Source organism: Streptomyces avermitilis MA-4680 = NBRC 14893 (assembly GCF_000009765.2).
GTDB classification, from domain to species: Bacteria; Actinomycetota; Actinomycetes; order Streptomycetales; family Streptomycetaceae; genus Streptomyces; species Streptomyces avermitilis.
Window position 1 is genome coordinate 4,521,094 of the sequence record NC_003155.5, and the last position, 21,461, is coordinate 4,542,554.

Genomic DNA, 21,461 nt, shown 5'->3' on the forward strand with positions numbered 1-21,461 from the left:
AGCTGTGTGCTTCGGCTCCCTACGCGGCCAGTTCGGCCGCCAGGAACGCGGTGATGGCGTCGACCGTCGGGTGGTCCCAGGCCATGGTCGGCTCGACGACCAGACCGAAGTGGTCCTCGACGTCGCCGCACAAGGACAGGGCGTACACCGAGTCGAGGCCGAGCTCGGCGAGCTGCGCGCCAGCGTCGATGTCGGCGGCGGGGCGCTCCAGGTAGGAGGCGACGCGCTCGGTGAGCCAGGATCGGATCGCCTCCGGGGAGGTGACGGCGGTGGTGGTCTCGGTCATCAGATGGCTCCTTGGACTCCATGGGAGGGGGCGGCCCGGCGGGCGAGCCGGCCGCGGAACAGATCGAGGGTGCGGCCGGTCTCGTGCCGCTCGGCGAGCTCCGCGAACAGCTGCCGGACGGCGGGCTCGGGCAGCGGCCCCCGGCGCAGGCCGAGCCGCTCGGCCAGCCGGTGCAGCGCCGAGGCGGCCCAGAGCGGGTCGGCGACGAAGCCGTCGGAGGGCGTCGCCGCACGCCAGACGCCGAGGCAGGCGGCGGCCGCGAGCAGCAGGGCGTACCGCTGGGCCAGCAGGAAGGCGCGGCGGCCCGCGACCGGGGTGCGGTCGCGCGGCGGCAGGGCGACCGAGCGCCGGGCGAGTTCGTCCAGTTCCCGCGCGAACAGGCCGGCCAGGTCGGCGAGTTCGGCGAGCTCCGGCCGGGACCGGGCCTCTTCGGCCAGCTCACGGGCGAGGACGGGGAGGTGGCCGGCGAGGCTGTCGGCGCCGCGCGCGGTCAGCTCCAGGCGGCCGAAGTCGAGGGCGGGCAGCGGCTCGTGGAGGCGGAACAGCGTCCGCGGCGCCTCCTGGAACGAGGCGTCCCCGCGCAGCGCGGGCTGCCAGGCGCGCTCGGCGAGCCGCGGCAGCTGCGGCACGATGGTGGAGAGGCACACCGCGCCACTGGCGTGCGCGAGGGCGACGACCGGAAGGTCACGAGCGGCCTTCTGGAAGACGGCGTACGGCCCTTCGCGGAGGTAGCTGCGGGCTCCGAGGAGCACGCCGAGCCGGTAGGAGCTGTCCTGGAGGAACCGGGGCACCAGATACTTCACGGCCGCCGACCGCACACTGGCCTCCGCGGGCAGCAGGTGCAGCGACCGGGCGCCGACGACGGACAGCGCGTCACAGATCAGCAGGTCGAGGAAGGCGCCGGTCAGCGCGGAGCGCACCTCGGGCAGTTCGTGCATGGGCTGCCCGTACAGCAGCCGCTGTCCGGCGAAGTCGAGCACCGCGCGCAGCTGGGTGTCACCGACCCCGACGACCATGCCGGGCAACACGCTGCGGGTCACCTGGAAGACCTTGAGCACGGTCTCCATGGCACCGCCCTCGGTGCCGAGCAGCGCGTCGGCGGGGACCGGGCAGGCGTCGAAGTCGACGCCGCCGAGCAGACAGCCCCGTACCCCTGAGGTGGCGTAGCGGGCGGTGCGGTCCACCCGGTCGGCGGGCAGCGCGTCGAGGTCCACCAGGAGGTGGGAGTGGCCGCGGCTGCCGGGGCGTTCGTCGGTGCGGGCGAACACGACCGCCGCCTCGGCCCGGCCCACGTTGTTGACGAGTTGCTTTCCGCCGTCGAGGAGATAGCCGCCGCCGGGCGCGGGGCGCGCGGCGAGCGAGACACGGGAGAAGTCGCTGCCGTGGTCGAGTTCGGTGTACGCGGCGACGATCCGGCCGCCGCCGAGCAGCAGGCCCGCGGCCCGGTACCGCTGCGTGTCGCTGCCGTCCGCCCAGACGGGCAGGCCGGCGATGAAACTGGTGACGCCATGACCGATGCCGAGGGCGCAGTCCCGCCGGAACAGGCTCCGCATGAGCAGCGCGAACCGGTCGGCCCGCACGAAGCGCCCCCCGTACGCCGCGGGCACGAACTCGGCCCCGAGGCCGAAGTCCCGTAGCGCGCGCTCCCCTTCGGGCAGCAGTTCGCCGCGTTCGTCGGCGGCGAGCACGGCATGCAGCCCGAGCGGGTTGGCCGCGTCGTCCGGGTCGCCGAGGAGGGCTTCGAGACGGTCGACGCGGGCGAGGTCCGGGTCGGGACCGGCGGGGTCGAGGGGGGCGTCGGCGGCGCCGGCGGTCAGCAGGTCGGTCATACCGGCTCCTTGGTCGTGGCCGTCGTGACGGTGGGGATGCGGACCGGGGGCACCGCGGCCGGGCGGCCCTCCCCCAGCGGGCACGGCAGCAGCGAGAACAGCGCCCCCTCCTCGAACTGCGCGTGCAGCGCGGGCAGCAGCCGGTCCAGGGCAGGGCCGTCGGCGTCGTCGAGGTCGGCCGTGCCGGTGAGCCGGCGCAGCAGCCTGGCCAGCACCGCGTCCAGCCACGCCGCGTCGGCCCACAACGGCCCCCTCGCGCGTGCGGTGCCCGCGTTCTCCAGCCACAGGTGCAGGCTCGCCGCGCCCGCGTACACCAGGGCGTAGCGGCGGGCCGAGGCGAAGGCCGTCTCCGGTACCGCGCGGGCGCTGTGCCGGTGGGCGGCGAGTTCCCCGTGCACCTCGTCGGCGAGGGCGAGGAGCTGCTCGGCGCGCGCCACGACGGCCGGCGGCGCCGTGGCCCGGGCGCGCTCCACGGCGTCCGGCAGGGACTGTACGACGCTGGAGCCGGAGCGTGCGTAGAGCGTGAGCCGGCCGTGGTCGAGCTCGGGCGTCGGCCCGTCGAGGCGGGCGGCCGCGGCGACCGCGTCCCGGTCGGCGAGTCCCTTGCGGTACCCGCGGGTGAGCACGGGGAACTGGTTGATCAGGGAGTTGAGGTTGACCGCCGTGCTCCCGTCGAAGATGCCGACGATGCGGTGGTCGCGCTCCACCTTCTGGAAGGCTCCGTCGGCGAAGTCCTCGGTGAGCATCGCCCGGGCGCCGAGCAGTCCGCGCAGCTCTCCGACGACCTCGTCGCCGAGGGTCGGCACCAGGTACTTGACCACGGCGGAGACCGCGCTCTGCTCCTCGGTGAGGGTGTGCAGGGAGCGGGTCGCGACGAGGCTGACGGCCTCCATGGCGAGCAGGTCGGCGTAGCTCTCCGCCAAGGTCCGGGCGGCGTGCGGGAGTTCGGCGAGCGGGCGCCGGTAGAGGAGGTGGGTGCGGGCGAAGTCCAGGGCGATGCGCAGTGCGTGGTCGGTCATGCCGAGCGACATCGCCGAGCAGAGCGTGCGGGTGATCTGGAAGCCCTTGAGGATGATCTCCAGTCCCTCGCCCTCGGCGCCGATCAGCGCGTCCTCGGGCAGCTCGGCGCCGGTGAAGGCGATGCCGCTGATGTCGGCGCCGCGCACGCCGTGCGTCGGTACGCCGGCCAGCGGGCGCCAGCTGTCCGGCGCGAGCCGTGCCTTGTCGACGAGGAAGAGACTGAAGCCGCGGCTGCCGCCCGCCTCGTCGGTGCGGGCGAGGACGCAGACCAGTTCGGCCCGCGTCGCGTTGTTGATCAGCCACTTCTCGCCGTCGAGCCGCCAGCCGCGGGGCGTCCGCCCGGCCCGCAGCTCGCCCGCGAGCAGGTCGCTGCCGTGGGCGCGCTCGGTTGCCGCCAGCGAGACCACGGCACCGGCCGTCACCCGCGCCGCGAGCGCCGCGGCCTGCTCGGGCCGGCCCGCGACCCAGACGGAGACGGCACCCAGGTAGGTCTTGACATGGCCGAGGGCGACGGTGAAGTCACGCCGGCCCAGCGTCCGGATCAGCTGCAACAGCTCCTCACTGCCGCGCAGTTCACCGCCGTACCGGGCGGGCGCGAACCAGCGCGGCACGCCCAGGGCGTCCAGCTCCCGGCAGATCGCGGCGGGGAACTCCTCGGCGCGGTCGAGTTCCGCGCTGCGCCGGAAGGAGAACTCCGCGCTCCCGTCCCGGGGATCCCCGAGCCGCACTTCCAGCTCCCGACTGAGCGCATACGGATCCCAGCCCCCCGCACCCACACCCCCACCGACCGACCCGGCCAACTCGTACGCACTCCGGCCGCCGGCGGGCGCTGCGGGCTCGGCGGACGGCGTCGATCGCGTGGATGGTGTCGTTGGCGTGGATGGTGTCGATGACGTGGATGGCGTCTCCCGCGTCCGCCCGCCGCTCCGAAAGGCCGTCGCGAGTTCCGGTGCCAGTTCCTCGTGCAGGGGCTGGAGTTCGCCGCCCTCGAAGAGGCCGCGCATCAGGGTGCGTTGGATCTTGCCGCTCGTGGTGCGCCGGATCCGGCCCGCCTTGACGAGGGCGACGCCCCCGACCCGTACCCCGAGCCGCCGGGCGAGCCCGGCGCGCGCGGTGCGGGCCAGAGCGGCCAGTTCCTCCCCGGACAGCCCCCGGCCGCGCACCTCCTGGACGGCGACGATCTCCTCCGGCGCGTGGGCGCCCCCGGGCCGCACCGCGAAGACGGCGGCGGGCAGGTCGGCGAAGGCCGGTGCGAGGTCGCGCAGTTCGCGTTCGATGTCGTGCGGATACAGGTTCCGGCCGTGCACGATGATCATTTCCTTGATGCGGCCGGTCACATACAGCTCGCCGGCGCGCAGCGCTCCGAGGTCACCGGTGCGCAGGAAGCCCGTGTCACCGTCGGCCGTCGCCGCGCCGAAGGTCCGCCGGGTCTCCTCGGCCCGGTTCCAGTACCCGAGGGCGACACTCCCGCCGCGGATCCAGATCTCACCGACCCGCCCCTCGGACAGTTCGGCCCGCGTCCCGGGGTCCACGACGCGCACATCGAGGCCGCGCACGATGCCGCTGCTCACCAACTCCTGTGCGGTGGAGCCCGGTTCGGCCTCGGCGACCTCGCCGCCGGCCAGTGCCGAGGGGTCGGCGCGAAGCACGACCGGCGGCCGGTCGGCCCGGGTGCCGGAGACATAGAGGGTGGCCTCGGCGAGCCCGTACCCCGGCAGCAGGGACCGCGCCGAGAAGCCCGCGCCCGCGAAGCGCTCCGCGAACCGGGTGAGGGTCGCGGCGTCGACGGGCTCGGCGCCGTTGCAGGCGTACCGCCAGCTCGACAGGTCGAGGCCGGCGGTCTGCTCCTCGGTCAGACGGCGCGCGCACAGGTCGTACGCGAAGTTCGGGGCGCAGCTGATCTCGGCGCGGTGCCGCTCGATCAGCCGCAGCCAGGAGACGGGCCGCTTGAGGAAGTCGGTGGACGACATCAGCACGGCCGTGCCGCCCAGATAAAGCGGGGCGAGCATCATCGCGATCAGGCCCATGTCGTGGTACGCGGGCAGCCAGCTGCACCAGGTCATGCCGCCGTGCCAGCCGTGGCAGTCGCGCATCAGCCGCAGGTTGTGCACGAGGGCGCCGTGCGGCACCATCACGCCCTTCGGCTCACTGGTCGACCCGGACGTGTACTGGAGGAAGCAGAGTGCCTCCGGCCCGACGGGCCACTCGTGCCACGCGTCCGCGTCGCCCGCCTCCTGCGCCGACTCCACGGTGGCGACGGTCAGTTCGGGCAGCGCGTCCCGCTCGCCGTCCAGCCAGCGGCGCACCGCGCCCGCGCTCGCCTCGTCGGTGAGGACCAGGCGGGCCCCGGTGTCCCCGGCGATCGCGGTCGTACGGGCCTCCTGCCGCCCGAACCCCCCGGGCACGGGCACCGGAACGGGCACGGCGCCCACGTAGAGGCAGGCCAGGAAGGCCCGGAGAAAGCCGGTGCCGGGCCCGCAGGAGACCAGTACCCGGTCCCCGGGCGTGACGCGATCGCCGAGCGCGTGCGCGGCGGCGCGTACGGCACGGTCCAGGGCCGCGTACGTCACGTCCTCCTCGGCCGCGCCCGCGCTGAAGCGGACGGCGCTGCGGGTCGGCGTGTCCGCGACCCTGTGGCGCAGCGCGCTGACGAAGCTCTCGAAGCCGGACACCCCAACTACCCACCCTCTGCGGCTTCTCGGAGCCGCGCTCGCCCAGCAGCGGTACGGAACCCCAGGCAACCGCCCCCCGCTATGCGGCACCTATATGCACCCGCCCACGTCAGCGGCCCGGACACGAATACGAACGCGAACGCGAACGCGAACGGGCAGCCGCCCGGCCCGGCCCCCGAGGGGCGACCGCACAACGGCCGCCGCACGGACGCCCGGAGGAAGCGCCGTGCGGCGGCCGGGGGATGCGGCCGGCCCGGGAGACGGGCTCAGCCGCACCCGCCCGCGTGACCGTCGTCGACGGACGCCGCGGGTACGGGAAGGGGGTCCCCGGAGTCGTCCGGGACCCCCGTGAGGTCGGCGGCGGTCTTGGCCGCGAGCGCCGCGGCGAAGGCCGGGAGGCGGTCGACGCCCCAGTACTTGTCGAAGTGGTCGACGAAGAACGGCACGCCGAACACCCCGTCGCGCTGAATCTCCAGAAGCACCCGCACACCCTCCGCGCGAAGCCCCGAGTCGTCGGACGCGGTGGCCAGTTCCTCGGCGTCCAGACCGAGTTCCGCGGCGAAGCCGGCGATCACGGTCCGGTCGCAGATGTCCAGGCCCAGCTCCCAGCGGGCCCGCGCGGCCAGCGCGATGTATTGCGCTCCCACCCCGTGCCGGGCGGCGGCCAGGTAGCCGAGGTGCGGCACCTCCCAGACGGGCTCGCGGTCCACCGGCCAGGTGAACTCCAGCCCCCGCTCGCCCGCCAGCCGCCGTACGTCCTGAAGGATGTACCGGTGCTTCTCCGGGGACATCGGCGTGTACGGGAACGCTCCCCCCGCCTCGGCGAGCAGCTTGCGGCTCAGCTCGTCCGGCTCGAAGAACGGCACCCACTCCACGGCCGCGGCCGTGGCCGGATACCGGTCGAGCAGGTCCCGGTAGGCGAGCCAGGAGTACGGGCTGCGCAGGGAGAAGTAGAAGCGCGGGGGCCGCCTGCGACGGCGCCCCGCGCGCACGGCGGCGCTCACAGCGCGATACCGCCGTCCACCTGGAACACCTGCCCGGTGATGTACGCGGCCTCGGACGAGAGCAGGAAGGCGACCAGGGCCGCCACGTCCTCCGGTCGCCCGAACCGCTTCAGCGGAATCCGGCCCAGCATCTCCTTGGCCACCTTCGGCGGCAGCTCCGAGGTCATGTCGGTGTCGATGAAGCCCGGGGCCACCGAGTTGGCGCGTATCCCGTGCCGGCCGCCCTCCTTGGCGAGCGACCGGGTGAAGCCGATGATCCCGGACTTCGACGCGGAGTAGTTGGTCTGGCCCGCGTTGCCCGCGACCCCGGCCACCGAGGAGAGCGTGACCACGGCCCCGCCGCCCCGCTTGATCATCGGGAAGGCCACCGCACGGCACAGGTTGTAGGTGCCGTCCAGGTTGGTGCGCAGCACCGCGTCCCAGTCCTCGTCCGGCATCAGGACCAGCGGGCTGTCGCGGGTGATGCCGGCCGAGGTGACCACCGCCGAGGCGGGGCCGAGTTCCTCCTCGGCCGCGGTGACGAACTCCCGTACCTGCGTACGGTCCGTCACGTCCACGCGCCGGGACAGCACCCGGCGGCCCAGCTCGCGCACCTCCTTCTCCACCAGGGCCGCCGCCTGGTCGTCGGAGCGGTAGCAGAAGCCGATGTCGTAGCCGTCGCTCGCCAGCCGCGCGACGACCGCGCGGCCGATACCCCGCGAACCTCCGGTGACCAGCGCGACCTTGTCGCCCGGCGCGGCCTGGTCGCCCGGCGCGACCTTGTCGCCCGGCGCGGCCTTGTCGCCCGGCGCGACCTTGTCGCCCGGCGCGACCTTGTCACCCGGCGCGACCTTGTCACCCGGCGCGACCTTGTCACCCGGCGCGGCCTGGTCGCCCGGCGCGACCTTGTCACCCGGCGCGACCTTGTCACCCGGCGTGGACCTGCTCTGTTCGGACATGGGTCCTCTCCTCACACACTCAGCAGGGCACGGTCGGGCGCCGGAAGCAGCTCGGTGACGTCCCGCAGCGCCACCACGAACGATCCGATCCGCAGCACCTCACGGCCGCCGGCGAGCGTCTCGCCGGCGAGGATCGCCGTCTCGTCCACGGACTTCACCAGGCGCACCCGGTGCTCGAGGACGTCCCCCGGATAGGCGCGCTCTCCGATGACCGCATCTCCGATGGAACCGGCCAGCTCGACCTTCCCGGCGAGCACGTCCGGATTGGGGTTCTCCCACACCGAGAGCAGCACCGCGGACTGGGCCCACGACTCGATGACGAGCGAGGTCGGATACGCGTAGTCGGCCGGGGCGGCGTCCTGGCCGAGCGGCGCGTAGCAGGGCTCGTTGCCGGAGACCGCCTTGTACGCGGTCAGCCGCGTTCCGGGCACCACGTCCGCGACCCGGTCCACCAGCAGGATCTCCCCGCGGTGCGGAATGGTGTTCTTGATCCGGTCGATGCCGTGCACGGTCACGGGGTTTCCTCTTCTTCCTGCTTCGCGCGGTAGCGCAGCCGGATGTCGGCGACCTTCCCGCGGTTGGTGGCCACGGCGGCCTTGAAGAGCAGCCCGGCGGCGTTGTCCACGACGGACACGTCGGCGAGCACCCGGTCGCCGGGGTAGACGGGACGGTGGAAGCGGCAGCGGTCCATGGCGGCCAGCTCCAGCTCCGTACCGCTGTCCGCGGTGCCGGCCGTACCGCTGTCCGCACCGCTGCCGGGGTCGGCGCCGTCGTCCTGGGCGCGGCCGTTGTCCTTGGCCCACTGGCGCACCGTGCGGTCCGCCGCCTCGATGAGGAACACGCCGGGCAGCACGGGGAAGCCGGGATAGTGCCCGGCGATGACGGGCCCGTCCACCGGGGCGTCGAAGGCGGTGACGGCGCCCGAGGGACCGGTACGGATCAGCTCCAGGTCGCCCAGCGGCGTCGCGGCGCTCATCGGGTGTCCCCGAGCTTGCTCGTCAGCAGTTCGTACGTGCCCTGCAGCGAGGTGATCGAGGTCAGCTCGGCCTCGGCGAGCCGTACCCCGTATTCCTTCTCCAGCCGCACGGTGATCTCCAGGGCCATCAGCGAGTCGACGTCCAGGTCCTCCATGAAGTCGGCGTCGTCGGTGACCTCCGCGACATCCAGGTCGAGCACATCGGCGACCAGTTCGCGCAGCTGTTCCTTGTCGAGCGCGGTGGTGGTGGTCTCGGGCATGAGGGAGACACGTCCTTCCGGATGGTGGTGGGCATACGCCGGCCGGTGACCGGCGTACGAGTGGTGAATGAGCAGACGGCGCAGCCGCAGCGCCCTGCGGCGCGCCCGGGCGCCCCTCACGGCGTACCGGTACGCAGCACGACCGCACCGGTCTGGCCGTCCGGGTCGACGGAGGTGACGAGCACCGGGGTGCCCTCGCCGCCGGCCGCGACGGCGGCGGCGAGCTGCATCGACGCCGAGGCCGCGCCCAGGTCGCCGGTCAGCCTGCGCAGCCGCAGCCGCGGCGGCCGGTGTTCTCCGAAGAGGTCGGCGAGCGCCGCGTCCTCGCGGGCGCCGAGCTCGCCGCCGCTGTCCGACGGCACCAGCAGGGCGACCTCCTCGGGCCGTACCTCGGCGTTCTTGAGCGCCTCGGTGACCGACCGGGCGACCGCGTCCTTGGCCCGCTCCTGGTCGGTGAAGGCGATGAACCGGGCGGCGAGCAGTGAAGCGAGCGGTGTACGGCCGTGGGCGCGGGCCCGGCCGAGCGATTCGAGCAGGAACAGCGCGCAGCCCTCGCCGAGCGGCCCGGCCGGCTGCCGGTGCGGGCCGCCGGTGCGCGCCCGGTACTCCAGCCAGGCGCGCGCGGTCGAGAACTCCTCGACCGCGCCGCACAGCACGGCCTCGCAGTGCCGCTGCCGCAGCAGCCGGGCCGCGTAGTTGAGAGCCAGCAGACCGGTCGCGGCACCGCCCGCCACCGTGGTGTTGGGGCCGCGGAGCGTGTGCCAGATGGCGCTCTGGCCGGCCGCGCGGTTCATCACGGTGTTGGGGAACAGGGCCGGGTCGACGTGGAACGGCTTGTCGCCGGTCAGGGAGTCCCGGGTGAAGTCCATGATGCTCTGCACGCTGCCGTGTCCGGTGCCGAGCACCATGCCCACGGCCTCCGGGGCGTCCTGGGCCAGACCGGGACCGGCCTCCTCCAGGAGCAGTCCCGCGGTGGCGACGGCGAGCGCGGTGGCCCGGTCCATGGCCCGGGTGCCCTTGCGGCCGAGGACCGCCTTCGCCGCGAAGTCCGGTACGCGGCCGGCCCGTTCGTAGGGTCCGAGGTCCGTGGCGTCGTCCGCGCCGCGCACCGCGTCGACGTCCCCGAGCACCCCCGCGGCGAAGGCCTCGGCGCCGAGTCCGTACGGCGACGCGGCCGACCAGCCGGAGACGACCAGGGTGTCCGGGTCCGCCCCGGTGGCAAGACTGACACTCATCGCTTTCTGCTCCTGTCGGTGAAGGTCGTACGAGGGGAAGCTCAGGGGAAGGTCCTGCTGCCCGGGGGAAAGGTCCGGTGCTCCGGGGGAAGGGTCCGGTGCTCCGGGGGGCGAAGGTCTCGGCGTTCAGCCCCACGCCCCGGCGGCGGCGTGCAGTTCGCCCCCGTCGATGCCGATGGTGTTGCCGGTCAGCCAGGACGACTCGGTGCGGGAGAGCAGCGCGACGGCGTCCGCGACGTCGTCGGGGCGGGTGAGGCGGCCGTGCGGGTTGTTCTCGGCGGCGCGCTCGATGTAGCCGGCGTGCTCCGGGATGCGTTGCAGGGCGGGAGTGACGGTGGTGCCGGCGCGCAGCGCGTTCACCGCGATGCCGCTGGTCGCCAACTCGGCCGCGAGCTGCCGGACATGGGACTCCAGGGCACTCTTGGCGGCGGAGACGGCACCGTAGCTGGGCAGATGCTGGGAGGTGCCCGCACTGGTCATGGCGTAGACCTTCGAACCGCTGCGCAGCAGCCCCGCGGCGAGCAGGTCCTGGGTCCAGTAGACGAGGCTGTGGGCCATCACATCGAGGGTCATCTCCAGCTGCCGTACGCTGATCGGCCGGTCCCAGCCCTCCCTCGGCGTGAACGGGACCAGGGTGCCGAAGGCCAGCGAGTGGACCAGGATCCGGATGCCACCGTTGGCGCCGGTCAACTCGGCCAGTTGCGGGACGAGTTCGGCACGGGTGGCCTTGGAGGCGGCGTTCGTGTTGAAGAAGCGGGCCTCGACGCCGAGGCTCCGGATCTCCTCGACGAGCGCCTCGACCTCCTCGGCGCGCGCCGCCGTGTCGAAGTGCACCCCGGCGACGTGCACGCCTTCCCTGGCCAGACCGAGCGCGATGGCCCGGCCGATCCCGCTGGACGCCCCGAGGACCAGGCACCAGCTCCCCTCAAGCGACTTCAGCATGCGATGGCTCCTGTGTGGTGAGGCGGGACGGACGGGCGGGCGAGACCCGGACGAGGGCGACGTGTCCGGCGCCGGTGGCGCAGACGACGAGCCGGTCGGGGCCGTCCGGCGAGGTGACGGCGTGAGCGAGGGCGAACGCGGGACCGAGACAGCCGACCCGCGGAGTGCCCGGGGGGTGTGCGATCTCGGGTGCCCCCGAGGGCATGGGGAGCCGGGGGCCGGTGGCGGGCAGGCCGGCACCGGGCGCCGCACCGGCGACGGCGAGCGCCACCGCCTCGCCGACGGCGGACTCGTCGAGGACGAGGACGAGGTCGAGGTCGGGGTCGGGGTCGAGGTCGAGGTCGCGGCTCACGGGGACGGGCGGCCCGCCCGCCGGGCCGAGGAGCAGGTCCGCGAGCGCCTCCGACAGATAGGCGGCGGCCCGCTCCCGGCCCGCGCTGTCGCGCAGCGCGCCCGGCGGTACGAACAGGGAGCGGGCCCGCAGTGTGCCGTGCACCCGGGCGCCGCGGGCCCGCGCCGCCGCGAGGGGCTCCAGCGTGAACGCGGCGGCGCCCTGCTCACCACCGCCGCCGCGCACCGCCGGCAGCGGCTCCTCGGCCGCCGCCAGCACAAGCGTGTCGCAGCGGCCGGCGGCCAGCGCGAGCGCCCCCGTGGACAGCGCGTCCGCGGCGGCCGTGCGGGCGGTGGCGACCGTGAGGGCGAAGCCCTTCAGTTCGAGTTCGGCGGCGAGCCGGTTGCCGAGGACGTTGACCGCGAAGTAGGGGGCCGTGGCGGGCGACAGATGTGCCGCGCCGCCGTCCTCGGCGACGGTCGCGTCCATGGCGTCGAAGAGCGAGGCGAGCCCCGCGCCGGTGGCGAGCAGCAGCCCGCGGCGGTCGGCGGGGACCGCGTCGGGCCGTCCGCCGTCGGCGAGCGCGGCCCGCGCGGCGGCCAGGGCGTACTGGGCGGCGGCCGGAAGGTACTTTGTATCCGCGCGGGCCCCAGCCGCTCCCGGTGGTCGAACCACCTCTCGGCGCCGGGCATCGCCGCCCCGCCCGCCGCCGCGGCGACCTCGGCCGTGTCCCCCCAGGGAGAGACGACCCCGGACCCCGGTCACGGCCAGCTCCAACAACCCACCCGGCTCACGACACCCCACCACCCTCCACCGTCCGCCGAACCACGCCTCCCGACCCACCACCGGGCCCCACCACCGCCCCGCCGCCCGCCGAGCCCGACCCGCCGGACACGGAACCCACCCCGCCCCCGGACGCGGCGCCCGCCCGCTCCCCAGCCGCCGAGCCCCCGGAGGGCCCCGTGGGTGTCCCGCTCTCCAGCACCAGCGACGCGTTGTTGCCGCCGAAGCCGTACGCGTTGACCAGCACCCGGCGGGCTCCGTCGGCGAGCGGTACCGCGTCGCCCTGCGGCAGCAGCACCTCGCACTCGGGGTCCTGCTCCTTGAGCGGCACGTTCGGCGGGACCTCGCCGTGCCGCAGGATCAGCGCGGCCGCGACCGCGCCGAGCGCGGCGGACGCCCCGCCCGTGTGGCCGAGCAGTGCCTTGAGGCTGTACAGCGGCACCCGCGCCGCGCGCGGCCCGAGGGCCCGGTGCAGCGCACGGCTCTCGAGGACGTCGTTGAGCCGGGTGCCGGTGCCGTGCGGTACGACGCAGCCGACCGTGTCCGGCGCCGCGCCCAGGGCCTCGCGCATGGCCCGTACGACCTGCTCCGCGTCGGCCTGCGGAGCCGTCGGATGGTCCGCGTCGCAGCTCCATGCCACACCGGTGAGTCGCGGCGCCCCGTCCGGCGAGGACAGCACGCCGCGCGCCCGGGCGTGCGCGGCCGACTCGACGACGAACACGCCCGCGCCCTCGCCGAACACCGTGCCGGCCCGGTCGCGTTCGAAGGGCCGGCAGCGCTCGGGGTCGACCGCGCCGAGCCGGTTGAAGCAGCCGAGCGCGACCCGCGAGTACGCGTCGGAACCACCGGCGATCACCACGTCCGCCTCGCCCGCGCGCACCAGGTCCGCCGCGATGCCGAGGGCGTAGCCGCCGGCCGCGCAGGCGTTGCCGATGTCGTGGACGGTGGCGAACAGACCGAGTTCACCGGCGAGCGCCGAGGCGAGCCGGAACGGCGGCTGCCAGCCGTCGTCCGCGCCCCGCCCGCGCTCGTTGCCGCCGGGCTCGCCCATGCAGCTGCCGAACACGACGGCCGTACGGGCGGCGGCGAGTGACGGTCCGTCGAGTCCGGCGTCGGACAGCGCCTCGGCGGCGGCGAGCGAGGCGAAGCGGGTCGCCCGCTCGGCCCTGAGGTCGGGGTCGGGCACCAGGCTGATCAGCGGCAGGTCCATCCGGGCGAGCGGGTCCGCCGGCCGGTCCGGCAGCCGGGTCCCGGCCGCCGTCATGGCCCGCCACAGGGTGTCGGCGCCCGCACCGTGGCAGGTGACGGCGCCGATCCCGGTGACCACGACCTCGACCTCGCGGTTCATGCCGAACGGCCCTCCAGGGCCGCGTTCATGCGGTCGTCGAAGGAGACCAGGCTCCAGTCGCGGCGGTTCTCGATCACCGCGTAGCCGTGGGTGATCCGCCCGGTCGCGGTCTGCACCAGCTGCCCGTCGCGTACGACGTACGTGTCCATGCGCGAGTCGTACGTGAAGCCCTTGAAGACGCTCTCGACGGTGAGGACGACATACAGGTCCTCCTCCATGCGCGCCTCGTCGAGCACCGTGATGCGCGAGTGCGGCACGACCGGGATCCAGTTCTGCTCGTCGAGCAGGGTCTTGATGGAGACGCCCCGGTCGGCGACGAGCCGGTCCTTGGCCTCCTCCATGAGCCGCAGATAGCCGGACATCTGCTGGCGCTCCGTGAAGTGGCAGTACCAGTAGGGGATACGGAACTTCCAGGCGTACGCGTTGCGCCCGGCCGTCAGCTCCTTGACCAGGTCGTCGGCCGCGAGGTCCACCTCGACGGGTTCCGGGGTCCAGCCGGGCACCGCGCCGAGCCGGTCCACCGCGAACGGCGCGAGCGCGGCCGGGACGGGCAGTTCGCCGCCGCCGCGCGGGTCGAGGCGCAGCTGGACCCGTACGGTCGAGGTGACGGCCTTCAGCAGGGTCTCGCGCCGCACATGGAGCGTGACGGCGAGGACCAGTTCGCCGTCCTTGGCCTTGCGGTGCGGCTTCACCTCGGCGATCGCGGTGTCGTCGATGTGGAAGGCGTGCAGGATGCGGGTGTCGATGTCGACGATGTCCGTGCACAGTCCGTAGGTCTCGTAGACCGTGCCCGGGGCGATCCCGGCCTGCCGCAGATGGTTGAGAACGGCTTCCTCGACGAGGTAGTTGACGTGCTTGAAGCCGATCCAGGTGCAGATGTTGGAGCCCTCGTAGCGGGGGCGGATCTCCAGGGAGCTGGGCTCCTTCAGGGCGAGGACCGCGGCCTCGATGTCAGCCGTGTCAGCGGTGTTCGTGGTCACGTCAACTCCGGTGCGTAGGGGGCGTAGGGATGGACGGAAAGGTGCTCGGAAAGCTCGTCGGAAAGCTGGTCGGAAGGGTGGTCCGAAGGGTGCGGGGAGGTGCCGGCGAAGACCTCGTGCAGCAGCCCGTGCACCGCGTCCGCGAAGCGGTCCGGCTGCTCCGCCATGGCGAAGTGGCCGCAGCCGTCGAAGAGCCGGAACCTGCCGTCGGGCAGCGCGGCGGCCAGCGCGCGGGCGTCGTCCGGCGGCGCCGCGAAGTCCTGCGTCCCCGCCACGACGAGCACCGGCAGCCGCAGCGCGCCGACGTCGAGGAAGGGGCTGCGCAGATACGCGCCGAAGAACTGCTGCCAGCCGTACGGCCCGATCCGGTCCCGCACCCGCAGCGCCATCGCGGCGCGCAGCTGCGGGGCGAGGCGGTCCCCCGCGCTGATCCGCAGGCCCTCGTCGAGGATGCGGTGGAAGCCGCTCAGGTAGTAGGTGGCGTCGTCCCAGGTGAACTCCCCGGGCGTGCGCCGGTGGAAGGGGGCCACCACCACCGCGGCGCGCGGCCCGCGTCCCGCGCCCCGGCGGGCGAGTGCCTCCAGGGCCGGTCCCGCGGTGAAGGAGTGCACGACGATCACGTCGGCACCGCCGGGCACGCTGTCCAGGGCGTGCTCCACATGGTCCGCCGGGTCGTCGCGCAGACTCCAGTCGGGGTCGCCGTCCGCGCTCCAGGGCAGCACGGCCTCCCACAACTCGACGCGTGCCGAGGCCCGCTGCTCGTACGCCCGCCAGACGGAGGCGCATGCCCGCCAGCCCGTGCAACGTGAGCATCCGCACCGGTTCCCGGGTGTCCCGGGCGGCCCGCCGCAGCCGCACGGAGGCGGTGGGCGGCCGGGTGGCGGCGGACGGCCCGGAGCCGGCGGACAGCCCGCTCATCGCACGCCGCCCGCCGGCCGGGGTGCCGCCGCGACCGCCGCGACGGCACCGGGTGCGGTGAGGATCAGGGCCGCGCCCGCGTCGTCGCCGCCCGCGTCGCCGGTGCCCGCGCTGACCAGCGCCACCTCGCCGTCCCCGGGTCCGGTGTCCAGCCAGACGGCGGCCGCGGCGCACTGGAGCACACCGAGCGCACCGGACGAGGGACCGAACAGTGCGGACAGGTCGTGGACGGGGGCGGAGCCGGCCGCCGCGCCGAGGGCCGGCGCGGGGGCGCGTACGCCCTCCGGGTGTTCGGGCACGCACCACAGGCCGACCGGCCCCGGACGCAGCGCCCGGACCTCGGCGACGGCCTCCGCGTGGTCGCCCCGGCGGGCGTACGGGCCGATGGCGGCCAGCGGCCGCACTCCCCTCGCGTGTGCCGAGGAGGGCGACTCGACGACCAGTGCCACCGCTCCGTCGAAGAGCACCGGCGCGCCGAACTCTCCGTACGCCTCATGGTCCGAGGCCTCCGCGGCGTCCGTGACATGGCGCACCGCCGGGTTGTCCGGCTCGACGCCGGCCACGAGCACCCGCTCGACCCGGCCCGCCGCGATCAGCAGGCGGGCCCAGTTGACGGCGTCGAGACCGGAGGTGGGCCCGTTGCACAGGGTCAGATTGGCCCCGCGCAACCCGTGGGTGATGGCCAGCCAGGAGGCGACCACGTTGCTGGAGGTGGCGGGCAGCAGCATCGGGCTGGTCGCCAGATAGGTCGATTCGGCGATCGTCCGCACGGTCTCGCAGACCGTGTCGGCGTTGCCGTAGTTGGTGCTGGCGACGACCCCGGTGGCCTCCCCCGACACCGTCAGCTCACCGGCCGCGTCGACCAGTTCGGCCGCGCGCAGCGCGTCCTTGGCCGCGGCCATGGCGAGCTTGGTGGCCCGGTCCTTGTAGCGCAGGCCGCGCCCGGTGAGGCGGGAGACGGGGTCGGCCGCCGACCGGTGCCCGGCGGGCAGGGGTCCGAACAGGGCCGCCGGGCCGTCGAGGCCCCGTACGGCCGTACCGATTCCGGTGATCACGACGTCCGCCGTGCGCGCGGTACTCACTGGCCCGCTCCTTCTTCGGAGGCCGGCGGGCCGTCGACCCGCTCCACGACCGCGACCGCGTTGAGCCCGCCGAACCCGAACGAGTCGATCTGGGCGATCCGCAGCGGCGCCGAAGCCCGCTCGGCGGTGCCCCGCACCAGGCGGAAGCCCGCGACGGCCTCGACCGGGTCGTCGAGGTACACGGTCGGCGGGATGGTCCCGGTCCGCAGCACGTCGACGGCCGCCACCAGGCTGTGCAGCCCCGACGCCCCGGCGGTGTGCCCGGTCATCGACTTGATCGCGGTCATGTACGGGGAGGGGTCGAGGCCCCCGAACACCGTGCCGAGCGCGGTGGATTCGGCCTCGTCGTTCAGCGGGGTCCCGGTCCCGTGCAGCATGACCAGGTCGATGTCCGCCGGCCGTACGCCGGCCCGCAGATGCGCCTCCTGGACGGCGGCGGCGATGTTCTTGGCGTCGGGTGCCGACGGGTGATGGGCGTCGCAGTTGACGGCGACTCCCCGCACCCGCGTATGGACACGGGCACCGGGTCCCGGGCCGTCGGCCTCCCTGCGCAGCACCACGGCCACCGCGCCCTCGCCCTGGAGCATTCCGCGCCGGGCCCGGTCGAAGGGCCGTACGCGGTCGGGGGCTTCGGGGTAGCAGCGGTCGAGGAGCCCGTACGTGCTCTCGGTGATGGTGTCGACCCCGGCGACGACGACGGTGTCCGCCGCGCCGAGGTCGAGCAGGTCGGCGCCGAGGGCCAGGGCGTAGAGCGAGGCCGAGCAGGCGTTGGCGACGGTGTGGGTGTCGACGGCCCCGAAGCGGCGCCGCAGCATGGTGCCGAAGTGCAGATCGGCGGCGTCGAAGGGGATGCCGTCCCGCCAGGACAGCTCCACCGAGCGCAGTTCGCGCAGGGTGGTGCCGACGAGCACCGGCACCCGCGACAGGTCGTCGCCGAGCCCGGCGTCGGCCGCCGCCGCGGCGACGGCCCGCTCCAGCCAGCGGGTGGCCCGCAGCGGCTCGTCGACGCCCGGCGCAGGACGGTCGTCGATCTCGTACGCGACCTGCGCACGGAAGTTGTCGCGGTCGTAGCCCCGCAGCGGTGCGAGCCCGCTGCGGCCCTCGACCAGCGAACCGAAGATCTCCTCGACGCTGTCGCCGATGCTGGCGACGGCGCCCATCCCGGTCACGATCCAGCTCATGCCGCGCTCCGGTAGGCCCCGAGGATCAGTACGGCGTTGTTGCCGCCGAAGGCGAGGGCGTTGTTCTGCACGACGGACAGTTCCGTCTCGACCGCCTGGTTGGGCACGCAGTCGACACCGCACTCGGGGTCGGTCTCCCGGTGGTTGACCGTCGGCGGGATGAAGCCCTCGGTGATCGCCAGCGCGCAGGCCGCCGCGGAGACCGCGCTGGCCGCGCCCATGCTGTGGCCGATCATCGACTTGATGGAGACGGTGCGCGGCATGGCGTCCTCGCCGAACACCTGGCGGATGGCGCCCGCCTCGGTGATGTCGTTGGCCTTGGTGCCGGTGCCGTGCGCGGAGACGAAGTCGACCTGGTCCGGGGTGATGCCCGCGTTGCGGTGCGCGATCCGGATGGTCCGCGCGATGCTGTCCCGGTCGGGGGCGACGGGGTGCAGCGCGTCGCAGGCGAGCCCGTACCCGAGCACCTCGGCGTAGATCCGGGCACCGCGGGCGAGCGCCGAGTCGAGACTCTCCATCAGGAGGATGCCCGCTCCCTCGCCGGTGAGGATGCCCTCGCGGTCCTTGTCGAAGGGCCGGCACACCTCGGGGGCGATGGTGCCGAGCCGGTAGAAACCGGTGAACGTCTTGCGGCAGGCGGCGTCGGCGCCGCCGCACAGGGCGATGTCGACATCGCCGCTGCGCAGCGCGTCGTAGCCGTAGCCGACCGCGTAGTTGCCCGCCGCGCACGCGGTCGGGATCGTGACGGCCTCCACGTCCTCGAGTTCCAGCTCGCGGACGATGCCGGCGGACAGGCGCCCGGCGGGGATGCGCCGGGCGACGGCCGGTTCGTACTCTTCGGGCCCGTTCTCCAGGCCCGCGGCGACGAGTTGGTCGAGGTCGCGGGACTCGCCGTCCGTGGTGCCGACGGACACCAGGGACCGGCGGGCCCGCACGTCCTCCTCGTGCAGACCGGCGTCCGCGACCGCCATCCTGGCGGCGGCCACCGCGAACTGGCTCGCCCGGCCCAGTTCCTCGGGGTGCTGCCGGTCGAGCCAGCGCTCCGGCTCGAAGTCGGTGACCTCGCAGCCGTTGGCGTGGGCGAACCCGGTCGTGTCGAACGCGGTGATCGGCTTGACGCCGCTGCGTCCCGCACGGAGGCCGGCGGTGAAGGCCTCGACACCGATGCCGATGCTGGTGACCACGCCGAGCCCGGTGATGACCACCCGGCGTCCGGCGGCCTCGGGGCGCGGGTCCTCGGGTCCGCCGTGACCGCGCGCGTCTGTGTTGATCGAAGCGTTCATCGAAGCTCACCCATCTGACGGTCGGGACGGCAGATCAGTTCTGTGCGGCTTCGGACACCACGACGTAGACGCCCTCCAGGTTGACCATGCGGCTGAGCTCGGCCTGGTCGATGGTGACCTTCTGGGTGCGCTCGAGGGCGGCGAGGATCTCGATGGCGCGGAGCGAGTCCGCGTCGTGCTGCTCCTTGAAGAGGCTGGTCTCGGTGACCTCGTCCTCGTCGATCTCGAGAATGTCGCAGACGATCTCCTTGATCTCCTGCTTGCGGGCAGCGTCAAGTCCGGTCGTCACGTTCGCGTTGGGCATCTCGACTCCAATGAGGGATCGGTATCGGAGTCCGGTGACTCCGCCATCCATTCGATGAGTCGAGAGTGGATTCGCCTGCTATACGCGGCCTATACGGTGTCGGATCCCGTCAGCCAGCCGAGCTGAGCGGCCCGCAGCCCCGCCTGGAAGCGGCTGCGGGCGCCGAGCCGGCCCATGAGTTCGGCGGTGATACGGCGCCCGGTGCGCACGGAGACACCGAGCTTGCGGGCGACGACCTCGTCCGTGAGTCCTTCGCCGAGCAGCCGCAGTACGGCCTGCTCCTGTCCCGTCAGCTCCTCCTCCCCGCGGTCCCGGGGCTGCGGCCGGCCGCCGCTGAACGGGATGGCGGACTCCCAGACCCGGTCGAAGAGATCGCCGAGGGTGGCGATGACGCCCGCGCCGCGCAGGACGAGCGCCCCGGCCGCCGAGGCGTCGGGGTCGATGGGCAGTACGGCGTGGGTGCGGTCGAACAGCAGCATCCGGGACGGCAGCGAGGCGGTGGTTCTCACCTGGTCGCCGTGGAGGTGCAGCCACCGCAGATGTTCCACCGTCGCGGGGTCGTTGTGGACGCTGTCCAGATAAATACTCCGCATGACCACGCCCCGCTTGGCCAGATCCTCACAGAGCGGGCGGCTGGCCTGCCGGCTGGCTTCGGACTGCGGGCCTCCGGTCGCAAAGGTCAGCAGCTCCGTGCCGCATTCCTGCGTGAATTCCTCTATGCGGGAGCGGATGTCGTCTATTCCCACGAGACGTTCGACGACGGTGCTGCGCAGTTTCTGCTGGGCCGCGGTGTACTCGTCGACGAAGCGGGCCACTTCTATCCGCGACTCGGCGATGCGCTGCTGGCGCTCCAGGAATTCACTTTCCTGCCGCGCGAGAAGCGCTTGCAGCCCGATCTCCGGACTCACCGCCCGCAGCCCTCCGGGCGCGTCCCACGAAGGTTTGATCAGCGAGAGACGGACACACTCGTCGAGCGCGGAGCGGACCAGATCCTGCTCCCAGCCCAGCGAGGTGACCAGATCTTCCACGCCGAAATCCGGCCGCTTGAGCATGGCCCGGTAGACCTCGGCCGCATGAGCGCCCAGCCCCAGCGGTTCCAGCATGACGCTCCCTCACCCCCGTGACGCGCCTACAAGCCGCCTGGTCATTATGTGGAGGCCGAAACGATTCCGCAACGAAGATGTGGGTGAAGTGGGCAGCAACGAAGGACCCGCTCCGGAGGAGCGGGTCCTTTTCGGTCATGAGTGGCTGAAAATCAGCCCCAGATCGGGTCTCCCTCGTCATCCGCGGGCGAGGTCCCCCAAATCGGATCCCCCGACTCTGCGGCCGCGACGACCGTGTGCGCATTGGCGGCCGACGCACTCGCCGTGCCCATGGCGGCGGTGGCGGCAATTGCCAGCGTGACGACAACGGCGCGCAGCAGATCCTTGCTCATAAAACTATTCCCCCTCGGAATTTTAAATTCCCCTGCGTTTCTCCGGCCGGCTCCCCGCCGTCCGATGTCTGAATTCTTGCCGAGAGGGCAGGCCACTCACCAGGGAAAATGAATGCAGGGAGTTGCGCTGGCAAGGTGCTGACAGCGGAAGGGCCCGCGCCGCTTTTCCGCCGCGCGGCACTCGCGAAGCACGGGGACGCCGCTGAGCAGGGCCTCTCGCCCAGGACTGCGCACTCGGGAACGCCCGTCGGCGGAACTGGCCGGGAACCATCGCCCCACGCTCGCCGGCACCCAGGGGCCCGGTGGCCGAGAAGCACTGCAGCATGATGCCAACAAAGACACCAGCCCTGCCCCAGGGCGGCGTCACGGCCGAAGCGGTGCGCGTTCGTTCCGCACCCACGGCGAACGCCTCAACGGCCCCGCACAGGACACCGATCGCTCCTGGACCCGCACGCGAACCCGGACTTGCGCACGAAGCGCCAAAAACACGAGATCCCGCCCAGCTCCATGAGCTGGACGGGATCTCGTCAACCATCCCCGAGTTGAGACTCAGGAGCGGTTGTTGCGGTGGACCTGTGGGGATTTGAACCCCAGACCCCCTCGATGCGAACGAGGTGCGCTACCAGACTGCGCCACAGGCCCTTGCAACGAGTG

General features: G+C 73.5%; 19 protein-coding genes, 1 tRNA gene and 1 pseudogene. All 21 read right to left on the minus strand.

What is annotated here, in order from left to right; all coding sequences use genetic code 11:
* Positions 1-19: 19 nt before the first annotated feature.
* Complete coding sequence (locus SAVERM_RS18835) at positions 20-286, minus strand: acyl carrier protein (RefSeq protein ID WP_010985080.1); 267 nt, start codon at positions 284-286, stop codon at positions 20-22.
* Positions 286-2,115 (minus strand): acyl-CoA dehydrogenase family protein, encoded by a 1,830-nt coding sequence (locus tag SAVERM_RS18840; protein WP_010985081.1) that lies wholly within the window; start codon positions 2,113-2,115, stop codon positions 286-288. The genes SAVERM_RS18835 and SAVERM_RS18840 overlap by 1 nt, the downstream gene beginning before the upstream one ends.
* Positions 2,112-5,807, minus strand: coding sequence for an AMP-binding protein (locus SAVERM_RS18845; protein ID WP_052082285.1), 3,696 nt, complete (start codon positions 5,805-5,807; stop codon positions 2,112-2,114). The genes SAVERM_RS18840 and SAVERM_RS18845 overlap by 4 nt, the downstream gene beginning before the upstream one ends.
* 266 nt (positions 5,808-6,073) lie before the next feature.
* Positions 6,074-6,811, minus strand: coding sequence for a 2-hydroxychromene-2-carboxylate isomerase (locus SAVERM_RS18850; protein ID WP_242432310.1), 738 nt, complete (start codon positions 6,809-6,811; stop codon positions 6,074-6,076).
* Positions 6,808-7,527: a 3-oxoacyl-[acyl-carrier-protein] reductase gene (gene fabG, locus SAVERM_RS18855; protein WP_037645152.1), complete on the minus strand. Its 720-nt coding sequence runs from the start codon at positions 7,525-7,527 to the stop codon at positions 6,808-6,810. Before fabG ends, SAVERM_RS18850 begins: the two co-directional genes overlap by 4 nt.
* A 233-nt stretch (positions 7,528-7,760) precedes the next feature.
* Entirely contained in the window at positions 7,761-8,264 is a 504-nt protein-coding gene (locus tag SAVERM_RS18860) for a 3-hydroxyacyl-ACP dehydratase FabZ family protein (RefSeq protein ID WP_242432309.1), read from the minus strand.
* The gene (locus SAVERM_RS18865; protein ID WP_010985086.1) at positions 8,261-8,725 is read right to left on the minus strand and encodes a 3-hydroxyacyl-ACP dehydratase FabZ family protein; all 465 of its coding nucleotides are present in this window, start codon (positions 8,723-8,725) and stop codon (positions 8,261-8,263) included. The genes SAVERM_RS18860 and SAVERM_RS18865 overlap by 4 nt, the downstream gene beginning before the upstream one ends.
* A complete protein-coding gene (locus SAVERM_RS18870) occupies positions 8,722-8,985 on the minus strand; it encodes an acyl carrier protein (RefSeq protein ID WP_010985087.1) in 264 nt (87 codons plus the stop codon). Before SAVERM_RS18870 ends, SAVERM_RS18865 begins: the two co-directional genes overlap by 4 nt.
* A 116-nt stretch (positions 8,986-9,101) precedes the next feature.
* A complete protein-coding gene (locus SAVERM_RS18875; protein WP_010985088.1) occupies positions 9,102-10,220 on the minus strand; it encodes a beta-ketoacyl synthase N-terminal-like domain-containing protein in 1,119 nt (372 codons plus the stop codon).
* Between the two features lie 126 nt (positions 10,221-10,346).
* Positions 10,347-11,162, minus strand: a complete 816-nt coding sequence (locus SAVERM_RS18880; protein WP_010985089.1) for an SDR family oxidoreductase — start codon at positions 11,160-11,162, stop codon at positions 10,347-10,349.
* The gene (locus SAVERM_RS18885) at positions 11,146-12,168 is read right to left on the minus strand and encodes a beta-ketoacyl synthase N-terminal-like domain-containing protein (protein WP_052295933.1); all 1,023 of its coding nucleotides are present in this window, start codon (positions 12,166-12,168) and stop codon (positions 11,146-11,148) included. The genes SAVERM_RS18880 and SAVERM_RS18885 overlap by 17 nt, the downstream gene beginning before the upstream one ends.
* Before the next feature lie 115 nt (positions 12,169-12,283).
* Positions 12,284-13,624, minus strand: a complete 1,341-nt coding sequence (locus SAVERM_RS18890; protein WP_063774049.1) for a beta-ketoacyl-[acyl-carrier-protein] synthase family protein — start codon at positions 13,622-13,624, stop codon at positions 12,284-12,286.
* Positions 13,621-14,604 (minus strand): acyl-CoA thioesterase, encoded by a 984-nt coding sequence (locus SAVERM_RS18895; RefSeq protein WP_010985092.1) that lies wholly within the window; start codon positions 14,602-14,604, stop codon positions 13,621-13,623. The genes SAVERM_RS18890 and SAVERM_RS18895 overlap by 4 nt, the downstream gene beginning before the upstream one ends.
* Positions 14,601-15,374 (minus strand): annotated as a pseudogene (locus tag SAVERM_RS18900) (alpha/beta fold hydrolase); the annotation flags it as partial. The gene SAVERM_RS18895 and the pseudogene SAVERM_RS18900, both read right to left, overlap by 4 nt.
* A gap of 144 nt (positions 15,375-15,518) precedes the next feature.
* Positions 15,519-16,604, minus strand: coding sequence for a beta-ketoacyl synthase N-terminal-like domain-containing protein (locus SAVERM_RS18905; RefSeq protein ID WP_010985094.1), 1,086 nt, complete (start codon positions 16,602-16,604; stop codon positions 15,519-15,521).
* Positions 16,601-17,785 (minus strand): beta-ketoacyl synthase N-terminal-like domain-containing protein, encoded by a 1,185-nt coding sequence (locus SAVERM_RS18910; protein ID WP_042493262.1) that lies wholly within the window; start codon positions 17,783-17,785, stop codon positions 16,601-16,603. The genes SAVERM_RS18905 and SAVERM_RS18910 overlap by 4 nt, the downstream gene beginning before the upstream one ends.
* Positions 17,782-19,068: a beta-ketoacyl-[acyl-carrier-protein] synthase family protein gene (locus SAVERM_RS18915; protein ID WP_010985096.1), complete on the minus strand. Its 1,287-nt coding sequence runs from the start codon at positions 19,066-19,068 to the stop codon at positions 17,782-17,784. The genes SAVERM_RS18910 and SAVERM_RS18915 overlap by 4 nt, the downstream gene beginning before the upstream one ends.
* Before the next feature lie 34 nt (positions 19,069-19,102).
* Positions 19,103-19,372: an acyl carrier protein gene (locus tag SAVERM_RS18920; RefSeq protein WP_042493265.1), complete on the minus strand. Its 270-nt coding sequence runs from the start codon at positions 19,370-19,372 to the stop codon at positions 19,103-19,105.
* Positions 19,373-19,461: 89 nt separating this feature from the next.
* Positions 19,462-20,475, minus strand: coding sequence for a LuxR C-terminal-related transcriptional regulator (locus SAVERM_RS18925; protein ID WP_010985098.1), 1,014 nt, complete (start codon positions 20,473-20,475; stop codon positions 19,462-19,464).
* A gap of 152 nt (positions 20,476-20,627) precedes the next feature.
* Positions 20,628-20,807: a hypothetical protein gene (locus tag SAVERM_RS18930; RefSeq protein WP_037644796.1), complete on the minus strand. Its 180-nt coding sequence runs from the start codon at positions 20,805-20,807 to the stop codon at positions 20,628-20,630.
* A 568-nt stretch (positions 20,808-21,375) separates the two neighbouring features.
* Positions 21,376-21,449: transfer RNA gene (locus SAVERM_RS18935), tRNA-Ala, on the minus strand.
* Between the last annotated feature and the right edge of the window lie 12 nt (positions 21,450-21,461).

Coding starts and splice junctions, on each gene's coding strand:
- SAVERM_RS18835 (WP_010985080.1), bottom strand. CDS start 286: ATGACCGAGACCACCACCGCCGTCACCTCCCCGGAGGCGATCCGATCC.
- SAVERM_RS18840 (WP_010985081.1), bottom strand. CDS start 2,115: ATGACCGACCTGCTGACCGCCGGCGCCGCCGACGCCCCCCTCGACCCC.
- SAVERM_RS18865 (WP_010985086.1), bottom strand. CDS start 8,725: ATGAGCGCCGCGACGCCGCTGGGCGACCTGGAGCTGATCCGTACCGGT.
- SAVERM_RS18870 (WP_010985087.1), bottom strand. CDS start 8,985: ATGCCCGAGACCACCACCACCGCGCTCGACAAGGAACAGCTGCGCGAA.
- SAVERM_RS18875 (WP_010985088.1), bottom strand. CDS start 10,220: ATGAGTGTCAGTCTTGCCACCGGGGCGGACCCGGACACCCTGGTCGTC.
- SAVERM_RS18880 (WP_010985089.1), bottom strand. CDS start 11,162: ATGCTGAAGTCGCTTGAGGGGAGCTGGTGCCTGGTCCTCGGGGCGTCC.
- SAVERM_RS18890 (WP_063774049.1), bottom strand. CDS start 13,624: ATGAACCGCGAGGTCGAGGTCGTGGTCACCGGGATCGGCGCCGTCACC.
- SAVERM_RS18910 (WP_042493262.1), bottom strand. CDS start 17,785: ATGAGCTGGATCGTGACCGGGATGGGCGCCGTCGCCAGCATCGGCGAC.
- SAVERM_RS18915 (WP_010985096.1), bottom strand. CDS start 19,068: ATGAACGCTTCGATCAACACAGACGCGCGCGGTCACGGCGGACCCGAG.
- SAVERM_RS18920 (WP_042493265.1), bottom strand. CDS start 19,372: ATGCCCAACGCGAACGTGACGACCGGACTTGACGCTGCCCGCAAGCAG.
- SAVERM_RS18925 (WP_010985098.1), bottom strand. CDS start 20,475: ATGCTGGAACCGCTGGGGCTGGGCGCTCATGCGGCCGAGGTCTACCGG.
- SAVERM_RS18930 (WP_037644796.1), bottom strand. CDS start 20,807: ATGAGCAAGGATCTGCTGCGCGCCGTTGTCGTCACGCTGGCAATTGCC.